Raw genomic sequence first — 13,038 nt, 5'->3', positions numbered from 1 at the left:
GCATGTTGGAAAACTATAAACACACCACCGTCCTGCTGGACGAAGCCGTCAACGGCCTCAATATCCGCAGCAACGGCATATATATCGACGGTACTTTTGGTCGCGGTGGCCATTCTCGTCTGATTCTGTCCCAGCTGGGGCCGGAAGGGCGCTTGCTGGCGATTGACCGTGACCCTCAGGCGATTGCAGCCGCCAAATCTATTGAAGATCCTCGTTTTACTATCGTACACGGCCCATTCTCCGAGTTGTCGCACTATGTGCGGGAGCGCGAACTGGTGGGCAAAATCGACGGCGTTCTGCTCGATCTGGGCGTTTCCTCGCCGCAGCTTGACGACGCAGAGCGCGGGTTCTCCTTTATGCGCGACGGTCCGTTGGACATGCGCATGGATCCGTCCACCGGCCTGTCTGCCGCAGAATGGCTGATGAAGGCTGAAACGGACGACATTGCCTGGGTGCTGAAAACCTTTGGCGAAGAGCGCTTCGCCAAGCGCATCGCGCGCGCCATCGTGGAAAGAAACCGCGTGGAGCCGATGACGCGCACTAAAGAGCTGGCGGATCTGATCGCCGATGCCAGTCCGTTCCGGGAAAAGCATAAGCACCCGGCGACGCGCAGCTTCCAGGCGATCCGCATCTATATCAACAGCGAGCTGGAAGAGATCGAGCGTGCGCTCGACGGCGCGCTGGAAGTACTGGCCCCACAGGGCCGTTTGTCGATCATCAGCTTCCACTCGCTGGAAGACCGCATCGTCAAACGCTTTATGCGTCACCATAGCCGCGGCGCTCAGGTGCCGGCCGGCATTCCGTTGACCGAAGAACAGCTGCGCGGCATGGGCGGCCGGACGCTGAAAGCGCTGGGCAAAATGATGCCGTCGGAAGCGGAAGTGGCGGACAACCCGCGTGCGCGCAGCTCGGTGCTGCGTATTGCTGAGAGGATGCCCGCGTGATCGGCAACGAACGTCACGGTCTGGTTGGGGTCATTGGCGGCGATCTGCTGCGCAACGCCAAGATCCCTCTGATTTTACTGATTGCGTCACTGGTCTCCGCGATTTTCGTGGTGACCACCGCGCACCGCACCCGCCTGCTGACCGCCGAGCGCGAGCAGCTGGTATTGGAGCGCGATGCGTTGGACATCGAGTGGCGCAACCTGATTTTAGAAGAGAACGCCCTCGGCGATCACAGCCGGGTTGAACGTATCGCGACAGAAAAACTGCAGATGCAACATGTTGATCCATCGCAGGAAAATATCATCGTTAAACAATGAATGGTTTAACCGGAATAATGACACGGAGTAGAAAGGAAACGCATGAAAGCAGCGCGCCCCGGTAAGATGAGACGCCAGGAAGATCAGGCCAGCTTTGTCAGCTGGCGTTTTGCGTTGCTGTGCGGCTGTATTTTGCTGGCGATGGTCGGTCTGATGCTGCGCGTCGCTTACCTGCAGGTCATCAATCCCGATCGCTTGGTGAAAGAAGGCGACATGCGTTCGCTGCGCGTGCAGGAAGTGCCAACCGCGCGCGGCATGATCAGCGATCGCGCCGGCCGCCCGTTGGCGGTCAGCGTGCCGGTCAATGCGGTGTGGGCCGATCCGAAAGAGCTGAACGAGCGCGGCGGCATCACGCTGGACAGCCGTTGGAAAGCGCTTTCCGATGCGCTGAACATCCCGCTGGACCAACTCTCCAACCGTATCAACGCCAACCCGAAAGGGCGCTTCGTTTATCTGGCTCGCCAGGTTAACCCGGCGATCGGCGACTACATCCACAAACTCAAGCTGCCGGGCATCTACCTGCGGCAGGAATCGCGCCGTTACTACCCGGCGGGGCAGGTGACGTCGCACATCATCGGCGTGACCAACATCGACGGACAAGGCATTGAAGGCGTCGAGAAGAGCTTCGACCGCTGGCTGACCGGGCAACCGGGCGAGAGAACGGTGCGCAAGGACCGCTTCGGCCGCGTGATCGAAGATATCTCCTCCGTCGACAGCCAGGCGGCGCACAACCTGGTGCTGAGCGTCGATGAGCGCCTGCAGGCGCTGGTGTATCGCGAGCTGAACAACGCCGTGGCGTTCAACAAGGCCGAATCGGGCACCGCAGTGCTGATCGATGTGAACACCGGCGAAGTGCTGGCGATGGCCAACAGCCCGTCTTACAACCCGAACAACATGGCCGGTACGCCGAAAGAGACCATGCGTAACCGCGCTATCACCGATATTTTTGAACCCGGTTCAACCGTGAAGCCGATGGTAGTGATGACCGCGCTGCAAAACGGCGTGGTGCGAGAAAACAGCGTGCTGAACACCATCCCGTACCGCATTCAGGGCCACGAAATCAAAGACGTGGCGCGGTACTCGGAGCTGTCATTGACCGGGATCTTGCAGAAGTCGAGTAACGTCGGTGTTTCAAAGCTGGCGTTAGCGATGCCGTCCTCAGCGTTAGTAGATACTTACTCTCGCTTTGGGCTGGGAAAAGCGACCAATTTGGGGCTGGTCGGAGAAAGCAGTGGCATATACCCAAAAAAACAACGGTGGTCTGACATAGAGAGGGCCACCTTCTCTTTCGGCTACGGGCTGATGGTAACTCCGTTACAGTTGGCGCGAGTCTATGCAACGATCGGCAGCCTGGGCGTGTATCGCCCATTGTCGATCACCAAGGTTGACCCTCCGGTCGCCGGCGAACGCGTTTTCCCTGAACCTCTGGTGCGCACCGTGGTGCACATGATGGAAAGCGTGGCCTTGCCGGGCGGCGGCGGCGTGAAAGCCGCCATCAAGGGATACCGTATCGCCATCAAGACCGGTACCGCGAAAAAAGTGGGCCCGGACGGCAAATACGTCAACCGATACATCGCTTATACCGCCGGCGTCGCGCCGGCAAGTAACCCCCGTTTTGCCCTGGTGGTCGTCATCAACGACCCGCAGGGTGGGAAATACTATGGTGGCGCAATCTCCGCGCCGGTGTTCGGCGCGATCATGGGCGGCGTATTGCGCACCATGAACGTCGAGCCTGACGCGTTGCCTACCGGTGACAAAAGCGAATTAGTGATTAACAAGAAAGAGGGTTCAGGTGGCAGATCGTAATTTGCGCGACTTACTCGCCCCGTGGGTGCCGACGGCACCCGGGCGCGCGCTGCGGGAAATGACATTAGACAGCCGTGTGGCGGCTGCCGGGGATCTGTTTGTCGCCGTTGTCGGCCATCAAACGGATGGGCGCCGCTATATTCCGCAGGCCATCGCGCAGGGCGTCGCCGCTGTGATCGCCGAGGCTGACGGTCAGGCCGAAGACGGCGCCATCGTTGAGATGCACGGCGTGCCGGTGATCTACCTGAGCCAATTGAACCAGCGTCTTTCCGCGCTGGCCGGGCGTTTTTACCACCAGCCGGGCGAGCGCTTGCGCCTGGTCGGCGTGACCGGCACCAACGGCAAAACCACCACCACGCAGCTGCTGGCGCAGTGGAGCCAACTGCTGGGCGAAACCAGCGCGGTGATGGGCACCGTCGGCAACGGCCTGCTGGGTCAGGTGTGTCCGACCGAGAATACCACCGGTTCTGCGGTGGATGTTCAACACGTATTAAACGATTTGGCGGAACAGGGCGCGACCTTCGCCGCCATGGAAGTTTCTTCCCACGGTTTGGTGCAACACCGGGTGGCGGCGCTGCCGTTCGCTGCGGCGGTCTTCACCAACCTGAGCCGCGATCACCTGGACTACCACGGTGATATGGCCAATTACGAAGCGGCCAAATGGTCGCTGTTCGCCGCCCACAACGTGGGGCAGGCGATCATCAACGCCGACGATGAAGTCGGTCAGCGCTGGCTCGGCAAATTGCCGGATGCGGTAGCGGTGACGATGCAGGACAACCTGCAGCCGGGCTGCCACGGCCGCTGGCTGAAAACCACGGCGGTCGACTATCACGACAACGGCGCGACTATTCGTTTCAGCTCCAGCTGGGGCGACGGCGAGATTGAAAGCCGCCTGATGGGCGCTTTCAACGTCAGCAACCTGCTGTTGGCGCTGGCGACGTTGCTGTCGCTGGGCTATTCGCTGGCGGCGCTGGTGGAAGCCGGCAACCGTCTGCAGCCGGTCTGCGGCCGCATGGAAGTGTTCAACGCGCCGGGCAAACCGACGGTAGTGGTGGATTACGCCCACACGCCGGATGCGCTGGAGAAAGCGTTGGAAGCCGCGCGCCTGCACTGTCAGGGGCAGTTGTGGTGCGTCTTCGGTTGCGGCGGCGATCGCGACAAGGGCAAGCGCCCGCTGATGGGCGGCATCGCCGAGCAGTTCGCGGATCGCGTGGTGATCACCGATGACAACCCGCGCACCGAAGAGCCGCGCGCGATCATCAACGACATCCTGACCGGATTGCTGGACGCCGGGCAGGCGTTGGTGATCCACGGCCGCGCCGAAGCGGTGACCAGCGCCATCATGCAGGCGCAGGAGCAGGATGTGGTGTTGGTGGCGGGCAAAGGCCACGAAGATTATCAGCTGGTGGGCAACCGCCGCCTGGATTACTCCGACCGCACGACGGTCGCCCGACTGCTGGGGGTGCTGGCATGATCCCTGTCTCTCTTCAGACACTGGCTGAGGTATTGAGCGCTGAACTGATTGGCGCCGATTGCCAAATTGTCGAGGTGACGACAGACACCCGCAAGGTGACCGCCGGTTGCCTGTTTGTGGCGCTGAAAGGCGAGCGCTTCGACGCGCACGACTTTGCGGCGGATGCCGTAGCCGCAGGCGCCGGGGCGCTGCTGGTCAGTAAGCGCTTATCAGTGGACGCGCCGCAGCTGGTGGTGCAAGACACCCGTCTGGCGCTGGGGCAGCTTGGCGCCTGGGTGCGTCAGCAGGTGCCGGCGCGCGTGGTAGCGCTGACCGGTTCCTCGGGCAAGACGTCGGTGAAAGAAATGACCGCCGCCATTCTGCGTGAATGCGGCGAAGTGCTGCATACCGCCGGCAACTTCAATAACGATATCGGCGTGCCGCTGACGCTGTTGCGTCTGGAGCCGCAGCATGATTTTGCCGTGATAGAGCTGGGCGCTAACCACATTGGCGAAATTGCTTACACCACCGCATTGACGCGTCCGCAGACCGCTTTGGTGAACAACCTGGCGGCTGCGCACCTGGAAGGCTTCGGCTCGCTGGCCGGCGTCGCCCAGGCGAAAGGTGAAATCTTTACCGGCCTGCCGGCCGACGGCGTGGCGATCATCAACGCCGATAACAATGACTGGCCGCACTGGCAGAGCATGCTGGGCGGCAAAACCGTCTGGCGCTTCTCACCACAGGCCGCCGAAGGCGTGGACTTCTTCGCGGACGAGGTGCGGGTGAACGGCGCAGGCACGCAGTTCACGCTGCACAGCCCGTTCGGCAGCGCCGAGATCGCACTGCCGCTGCCGGGGCGCCACAACGTGGCCAACGCGTTGGCGGCCACGGCGCTGGCGATGTCGGTAGGCGCCACTCTGGAAGCGGTGCGTCAGGGGTTAAAACAATTGCAGGCGGTGCCGGGGCGTTTGTTCCCGGTGGCGCTGGCCGAAGGCAAGCTGCTGCTGGACGACAGCTATAACGCCAACGTCGGGTCGATGACCGCGGCGGCGCAGGTGCTGGCGGAAATGCCGGGCTACCGCGTGATGGTGGTAGGCGATATGGCCGAGCTGGGCGCAGAAGCGGAAGAGTGCCACCGTCAGGTGGGCGAAGCCGCCCGTCTGGCCGGAGTCGACAAAGTCATCAGCGTCGGCGGTTTGAGCCGCGTACTGAGCGAAGCCTCCGGCAACGGCGAACATTATCAGGACAAGACAGCAGTGATCGCGCGCGTGGCGGAATTACTGTCGGAACATGCGGTCATCACCGTGTTAATCAAAGGTTCACGTAGTGCCGCAATGGAGCAGGTAGTACGCGCGTTACAGGAGAAAGCACCATGTTAGTTTGGCTGGCCGAGCATTTGGTCAAGTATTACTCAGGCTTCAACGTCTTTTCTTACCTGACGTTCCGAGCCATTGTCAGCCTGCTGACCGCGCTGTTCCTGTCGCTGTGGATGGGCCCGCGGGTGATCAAGCGTCTGCAAGAAATGTCCTTCGGCCAGGTGGTGCGCAACGACGGCCCCGAGTCGCACTTCAGCAAGCGCGGCACGCCGACCATGGGCGGCATCATGATCCTGACCTCCATCACCATTTCGGTGCTGATGTGGGCTTACCCGTCCAACCCCTATGTCTGGTGCGTACTGTTCGTGCTGGTGGGTTACGGTATCGTCGGTTTCGTCGACGACTACCGCAAGGTGGTACGTAAGGACACCAAGGGGCTGATCGCCCGTTGGAAGTATTTCTGGCAGTCGGTGATTGCGCTGATCGTCGCATTCGCCATGTACGCCGTAGGAAAAGACACGCCAGCCACCGAGCTGGTTGTGCCGTTCTTTAAGGACGTGATGCCGCAGCTGGGCCTGCTGTACATCCTGCTGGCCTATTTCGTCATCGTCGGCACCAGCAATGCGGTCAACCTGACCGACGGTCTGGACGGCCTGGCGATCATGCCGACGGTATTCGTGGCGGCCGGTTTTGCGCTGGTGGCCTGGGCGACCGGCAACATGAACTTCGCCAACTACCTGCATATCCCGTATCTGCGTCATGCCGGTGAATTGGTGATCGTGTGTACCGCCATCGTCGGCGCCGGCCTCGGGTTCCTGTGGTTCAACACTTACCCGGCCCAGGTGTTTATGGGCGACGTCGGTTCGCTGGCGCTGGGCGGCGCGCTGGGCACCATTGCGGTGCTGCTGCGCCAGGAGTTCTTGTTGGTGATCATGGGCGGCGTGTTCGTGGTAGAGACGCTGTCGGTGATCCTGCAGGTGGGATCGTTCAAGCTGCGCGGGCAACGCATTTTCCGCATGGCGCCGATTCACCACCACTATGAATTGAAAGGCTGGCCGGAACCGCGCGTGATCGTGCGCTTCTGGATCATTTCGCTGATGCTGGTGCTGATTGGCCTGGCAACGCTGAAGGTGCGTTAATCATGGCAGACTATCAGGGTAGAAAAGTCGTCATCATCGGGTTGGGCCTCACCGGCCTGTCCTGTGTCGATTTCTTCATGGCGCGCGGCGTGACGCCGCGCGTGATGGATACCCGTATCGCGCCGCCAGGGTTGGACAAACTGCCTGAAAGCGTGGAGCGCCATCTGGGCGATCTGAATCAGGACTGGCTGCTGGCGGCGGATCTGATCGTCGCCAGCCCGGGCGTCGCGTTGGCGACTCCGGCATTGAGCGCTGCGGCGGATGCCGGCGTGGAGATCGTCGGCGACGTCGAGCTGTTCTGCCGTGAGGCGCAGGCGCCGATCGTGGCGATCACCGGCTCGAACGGCAAAAGCACCGTCACCACCCTGGTGGGCGAGATGGCGAAGGCCGCCGGTTGGGCGGTAGGCGTGGGCGGCAATATCGGCCTGCCGGCGCTGAGCCTGTTGCGCCAGGAATGCCAGCTGTATGTGCTGGAGCTGTCCAGCTTCCAGCTGGAAACGACGTATAGCCTGCGGGCGGCGGCGGCGACCATTCTGAACGTGACCGAAGACCATATGGATCGCTATCCGTTCGGCCTGCAGCAGTACCGCGGCGCCAAGCTGCGCGTTTATGAAAACGCCGCAGTGTGCGTGGTGAACGCGGACGACGCGCTGACCATGCCGGTGCGCGGCGCCGACGAGCGCTGCGTGAGCTTCGGCGCGGATGTGGGCGACTATCACCTGAACCGTCAGCAGGGGGAAACCTGGCTGCGGGTGCGCGGTGAGAAGGTGTTGAATACGCGCGAGATGAAGCTGACCGGCCGCCACAATTACACCAACGCTCTGGCGGCGCTGGCGCTGGCGGATGCGGTCAACATTCCGCGCGCGTCCAGCCTGAAGGCTCTGACCACCTTCACCGGCCTGGCGCACCGCTTCCAGCTGGCCTGGGAGCACAACGGCGTGCGTTGGATCAACGATTCCAAAGCCACCAACGTCGGCAGCACCGAAGCGGCGCTGAACGGCCTGCAGGTGGACGGTACGCTGCATCTGCTGCTGGGCGGCGACGGCAAGTCCGCCGATTTCTCGCCGCTGGCGCGTTATCTGCAGGGCGACAACGTGCGTCTGTATTGCTTTGGCCGCGACGGCGCCCAGCTGGCGCAGCTGCGGCCGGAAGTGGCGACGCTGACCGAGACTATGGAGCAGGCGATGCGCGCCATCGCCGGCCGCGTACAGCCCGGCGATATGGTGTTGCTGTCGCCGGCCTGCGCCAGCCTCGATCAGTTCCGTAATTTTGAAGTGCGCGGCGACGAGTTCGTCCGCCTGGCGCAGGAGCTTGGCGGATGAAACTACGCTTGCCGAACTTCGGGCTGACTGAACGGCTGAAAGACTGGGTGACCGGCGCGCGCGACAACGACGCGGTCAACATGGTGCTGTACGACCGCACCCTGCTGTGGCTGACCTTCGGGTTGGCGATCATCGGCTTCGTGATGGTGACCTCGGCGTCGATGCCGATCGGCCAACGTCTGGCGGACGATCCGTTCCTGTTCGCCAAACGTGATGCGCTGTATCTCGGCCTGGCGTTCGGCCTGTCGCTGGTGACGCTGCGCGTCCCGATGGAAGTTTGGCAGCGCTACAGCAACATTATGTTGCTGATGTCGATAGTGATGCTGCTGATCGTACTGGTGGTGGGGAGCTCGGTGAACGGGGCATCGCGCTGGATTGCGCTCGGTCCGTTGCGTATTCAGCCGGCGGAGCTGTCCAAGCTGTCGCTGTTCTGCTACCTGGCAAGCTACCTGGTGCGCAAGGTGGAAGAGGTGCGCAGCAACTTCTGGGGCTTCTGTAAGCCGATGGGCGTGATGGTGGTGTTGGCGGTGCTGCTGCTGGCGCAACCGGATCTCGGCACCGTGGTGGTGCTGTTCATCACCACGCTGGCGATGCTGTTCCTGGCCGGCGCGAAAATGTGGCAGTTCCTGGCGATCATCGGTTCCGGCGTGTTCGCCGTGGTGCTGCTGATCATCGCGGAACCGTACCGTATGCGCCGCGTGACCTCGTTCTGGAACCCGTGGGCCGACCCGTTCGGCAGCGGCTACCAGCTGACCCAGTCGCTGATGGCGTTTGGCCGCGGCGAGTTCTGGGGACAGGGGCTCGGCAACTCGGTGCAGAAACTGGAGTATTTGCCGGAAGCGCACACCGACTTCATCTTCTCCATTTTGGGGGAAGAACTGGGCTATATCGGTGTGGTTTTAGCCCTGTTAATGGTATTCTTCGTCGCTTTTCGCGCGATGTCCATCGGGCGCCGCGCGTTGGAGATCGACCAGCGCTTCTCCGGCTTCCTGGCCTGTGCGATCGGCGTATGGTTCAGCTTCCAGGCGCTGGTTAACGTCGGCGCCGCCGCGGGTATGCTGCCGACCAAAGGTCTGACGCTGCCGCTGATCAGTTACGGCGGTTCGAGCCTGCTGATTATGTCGACGGCCATCGTGCTGTTGCTGCGAATTGATTATGAAACGCGCCTGACCAAGGCTCAGGCGTTTGTGAAGAGGTAAGGGATGAGCGGGAAACCTAAGCGTTTAATGGTGATGGCAGGCGGTACCGGCGGGCACGTGTTCCCGGGGCTGGCGGTCGCGCATCATCTGATGGCGCAGGGCTGGCAGGTGCGCTGGCTCGGAACCGCAGACCGAATGGAAGCCGATCTGGTGCCGAAGCACGGGATCGAGATTGATTTTATCCGCATCTCCGGCCTGCGCGGCAAAGGCCTGAAGGCCCAGCTGACTGCGCCATTGCGCATCTGGCAGGCGGTGCGCCAGGCGAAAGCCATCATGCGCAGCTATCAGCCGGATGTGGTGCTGGGGATGGGCGGTTACGTTTCCGGCCCCGGCGGCCTGGCGGCCTGGCAGTGTGGTATCCCGGTGGTATTGCACGAGCAGAACGGCATTGCCGGCCTGACCAACCGCTGGTTGGCGCGCATCGCCGCCAAAGTGATGCAGGCCTTCCCCGGCGCGTTCCCGAACGCCGAGGTGGTGGGCAACCCGGTGCGTACCGACGTGCTGGCGCTGCCGTTGCCGGCGGAGCGGTTGCAAGGGCGCGAAGGCCCGATCCGCGTGCTGGTCATTGGCGGAAGTCAGGGCGCGCGCGTGCTGAATCAGACAGTTCCTGAAGTCGCGGCGCGTTTGGGCGATAGAATTACGCTCTGGCATCAGGTGGGCAAGGGCGCGCTGGAAACGGTGCAGCGTGACTACGAAAGGGTAGGACAGACGCAGCACAAGGTGACCGAGTTCATCGACGATATGGCCGCCGCCTATGCCTGGGCCGACGTGGTGGTCTGCCGCTCCGGCGCGTTGACCGTCAGCGAAATCGCGGCGGCGGGGCTGCCGGCGATCTTCGTGCCGTTCATGCATAAAGATCGTCAGCAGTACTGGAACGCGCGTCCGCTGGAACAAGCCGGCGCGGCGAAGATTATCGAACAGCCGCAGTTCAACGCCGATGTGGTGGCCGAACTGCTGGCGAGCTGGGATCGCAAGACGCTGCTGGCCATGGCCGAGAAAGCGCGCGCGGTCGCCATTCCTGACGCCACCGAGCGCGTGGCGGCGGAGCTGGTGCGGCTTGCCAAGTAACGAGTGCAGGGGTTCGGTGCGCCGAACCTGAATAAAAGCAATGTGATGTAGGGCCGGGATACCGGGTCCGGATTAGAGAGAGTGATGAATACACAACAACTGGCGAAACTACGTACTATCGTGCCCGAGATGCGTCGCGTCCGGCACATTCACTTTGTCGGCATCGGTGGCGCCGGCATGGGTGGTATCGCCGAAGTGTTGGCAAACGAAGGGTATCAGATCAGCGGCTCCGACCTGGCGCCGAATCCGGTGACCCAGCAGCTGAGCGCGCTCGGGGCGACGATTTACTTCAATCACCGCCCGGAAAACGTGCTGGATGCGAGCGTGGTGGTGGTTTCTACCGCCATCTCCGCCGACAACCCGGAGATCGTCGCCGCTCGTGAAGCGCGCATCCCGGTGATCCGCCGCGCTGAAATGCTGGCGGAGCTGATGCGTTTTCGTCACGGCATCGCTATTGCCGGCACGCACGGCAAAACCACCACCACGGCGATGGTCTCGAGCATTTATGCCGAAGCCCGCCTGGACCCGACCTTCGTCAACGGCGGGCTGGTGAAGGCGGCGGGCACCCACGCGCGACTGGGGTCCAGCCGTTATCTGATCGCGGAAGCGGATGAGAGCGATGCGTCGTTCCTGCATCTGCAGCCGATGGTGGCCGTGGTCACCAACATCGAAGCCGACCATATGGACACGTACCAGGGCGACTTCGAGAACCTGAAACAGACGTTTATCAATTTCTTGCACAACCTGCCGTTCTACGGCCGCGCGGTGATGTGCATCGACGATCCGGTAGTGCGTGAGCTGTTGCCGCGCGTAGGTCGCCATATCACCACCTACGGCTTCAGTGAAGATGCCGATGTGCGCATCGAAGACTACCGGCAGATTGGGCCGCAGGGGCACTTTACCCTGAGCCGTCAGGACAAGCCGTTGCTGACGGTAACGCTGAACGCGCCGGGCCGCCACAATGCGTTGAACGCGGCGGCGGCGGTGGCGGTAGCGACCGAAGAAGGCATCGACGACGCAGATATTCTGCGCGCGCTGGCGGGGTTCCAGGGCACTGGGCGCCGCTTCGACTTCCTCGGCGAGTTCCCGCTGGAGCCGGTCAACGGCAAAGCGGGCAGCGCGATGCTGGTGGACGATTACGGCCACCATCCGACCGAGGTGGACGCCACGTTGAAAGCGGCGCGCGCCGGTTGGCCGGACAAGCGTCTGGTGATGATCTTCCAGCCGCACCGTTATACGCGTACCCGCGACCTGTATGACGATTTCGCCAACGTGCTGTCGCAGGTGGATGTGCTGCTGATGCTCGACGTGTACGCCGCCGGCGAAGCGCCGATCCCTGGCGCGGACAGCCGTTCGCTGTGCCGCACCATCCGCAGCCGCGGCAAGCTGGATCCGATTCTGGTTTCCGATGCTGACACCGTGCCGGAAACGCTGGCGCAGCTGCTGCAGGATGACGATTTGGTGCTGGTGCAAGGCGCCGGCAACGTGGGCAAAATCGCGCGTAAACTGGCTGAGCTGAAGCTGCAGCCGCCGAAGAAAGAGGAGGAGCACCATGGCTGATAAAGTTGCAGTTCTGCTGGGCGGCACCTCCGCTGAGCGTGACGTTTCCCTGCAATCCGGCGCCGCTGTGCTAGCCGGGTTGCGCGAAGCCGGTATCGATGCGCACGGCGTCGATACCCGCGATTTCCCGGTGACCCAGCTGAAAGAGCAGGAATTCACCAAAGTGTTTATCGCGCTGCACGGTCGCGGCGGCGAGGACGGCACCCTGCAAGGGCTGCTGGAGTTCCTCGAGCTGCCTTATACCGGCAGCGGCGTAATGGCCTCGGCGCTGACCATGGACAAATGGCGCACCAAGATGGTGTGGCAGTCGATGGGCTTACCGGTGGCGCCTTACGTGGCGTTGAATCGCCAGCAGTACCTCGACGCCGATAAAGCGGCGCTGCTGGCGCGCGTGGCGGATCTCGGCCTGCCGCTGATCGTCAAGCCGAGCCGCGAAGGCTCGAGCGTCGGCATGAGCAAGGTCACCGAGAGCGCCGCGTTGGAAGCCGCGTTGGAAGAGGCCTTCCGCCATGACGACGACGTGCTGGTGGAGAAGTGGCTGAGCGGCCCGGAATACACCGTAGCGATGCTGGGCGACCAGGTGCTGCCGTCGATCCGCATCCAGCCGGCCGGCGTGTTTTACGACTACCAGGCCAAGTACATATCGGACGACACGCAGTACTTCTGCCCGAGCGGTTTGAGCGCCGAGCAGGAAGCCGAGATGGCGGCGTTGGCGCTGCGCGCCTACCGCGGTCTGGACTGCAGCGGCTGGGGCCGCGTGGACGTGATGCAAGACAGCGATGGCCGCTTCTATCTGCTTGAGGTGAACACCTCTCCGGGCATGACCAGTCATAGCCTGGTGCCGATGGCGGCGCGCCAGTTTGGATTAAGCTTCTCGCAGTTGGTGGCGAGAATTTTGGAGTTGGCCGACTGAT

The 13,038-nt window shown here is 62.4% G+C and carries 11 protein-coding genes; all 11 read left to right on the top strand.

The annotated features are described in order from the left end of the window. Positions 1-2: 2 nt before the first annotated feature. Entirely contained in the window at positions 3-944 is a 942-nt protein-coding gene (rsmH, locus tag AAIE04_RS16250) for a 16S rRNA (cytosine(1402)-N(4))-methyltransferase RsmH (RefSeq protein ID WP_498577347.1), read from the top strand. After that, the gene (ftsL, locus tag AAIE04_RS16245) at positions 941-1,261 is read left to right on the top strand and encodes a cell division protein FtsL (RefSeq protein WP_015376645.1); all 321 of its coding nucleotides are present in this window, start codon (positions 941-943) and stop codon (positions 1,259-1,261) included. Before rsmH ends, ftsL begins: the two co-directional genes overlap by 4 nt. A gap of 42 nt (positions 1,262-1,303) precedes the next feature. Then, positions 1,304-3,067, top strand: coding sequence for a peptidoglycan glycosyltransferase FtsI (locus tag AAIE04_RS16240; RefSeq protein ID WP_019455066.1), 1,764 nt, complete (start codon positions 1,304-1,306; stop codon positions 3,065-3,067). Continuing rightward, on the top strand, positions 3,054-4,541 hold the full coding sequence (gene murE / locus AAIE04_RS16235) for a UDP-N-acetylmuramoyl-L-alanyl-D-glutamate--2,6-diaminopimelate ligase (RefSeq protein WP_498577346.1): 1,488 nt from the start codon (positions 3,054-3,056) through the stop codon (positions 4,539-4,541). Before AAIE04_RS16240 ends, murE begins: the two co-directional genes overlap by 14 nt. Then, positions 4,538-5,899 (top strand): UDP-N-acetylmuramoyl-tripeptide--D-alanyl-D-alanine ligase, encoded by a 1,362-nt coding sequence (gene murF, locus AAIE04_RS16230; RefSeq protein WP_498057229.1) that lies wholly within the window; start codon positions 4,538-4,540, stop codon positions 5,897-5,899. Before murE ends, murF begins: the two co-directional genes overlap by 4 nt. Continuing rightward, complete coding sequence (mraY, locus tag AAIE04_RS16225; RefSeq protein ID WP_004932782.1) at positions 5,893-6,975, top strand: phospho-N-acetylmuramoyl-pentapeptide-transferase; 1,083 nt, start codon at positions 5,893-5,895, stop codon at positions 6,973-6,975. The genes murF and mraY overlap by 7 nt, the downstream gene beginning before the upstream one ends. Positions 6,976-6,977: 2 nt before the next feature. Then, the gene (gene murD, locus AAIE04_RS16220) at positions 6,978-8,297 is read left to right on the top strand and encodes a UDP-N-acetylmuramoyl-L-alanine--D-glutamate ligase (RefSeq protein ID WP_498577345.1); all 1,320 of its coding nucleotides are present in this window, start codon (positions 6,978-6,980) and stop codon (positions 8,295-8,297) included. After that, entirely contained in the window at positions 8,294-9,496 is a 1,203-nt protein-coding gene (gene ftsW, locus AAIE04_RS16215; protein WP_063918156.1) for a cell division protein FtsW, read from the top strand. Before murD ends, ftsW begins: the two co-directional genes overlap by 4 nt. 3 nt (positions 9,497-9,499) lie before the next feature. After that, complete coding sequence (murG, locus tag AAIE04_RS16210; protein ID WP_025159642.1) at positions 9,500-10,564, top strand: undecaprenyldiphospho-muramoylpentapeptide beta-N-acetylglucosaminyltransferase; 1,065 nt, start codon at positions 9,500-9,502, stop codon at positions 10,562-10,564. 84 nt (positions 10,565-10,648) lie between these two features. Then, positions 10,649-12,124, top strand: coding sequence for a UDP-N-acetylmuramate--L-alanine ligase (murC, locus tag AAIE04_RS16205; RefSeq protein WP_498577344.1), 1,476 nt, complete (start codon positions 10,649-10,651; stop codon positions 12,122-12,124). Further along, a complete protein-coding gene (locus tag AAIE04_RS16200) occupies positions 12,117-13,037 on the top strand; it encodes a D-alanine--D-alanine ligase (protein ID WP_498577343.1) in 921 nt (306 codons plus the stop codon). Before murC ends, AAIE04_RS16200 begins: the two co-directional genes overlap by 8 nt. Position 13,038 lies beyond the last annotated feature (1 nt).

It is taken from the genome of Serratia sp. Ae19-1, assembly GCF_059801225.1.
This window is presented reverse-complemented; position numbering and strand designations above follow the sequence as displayed.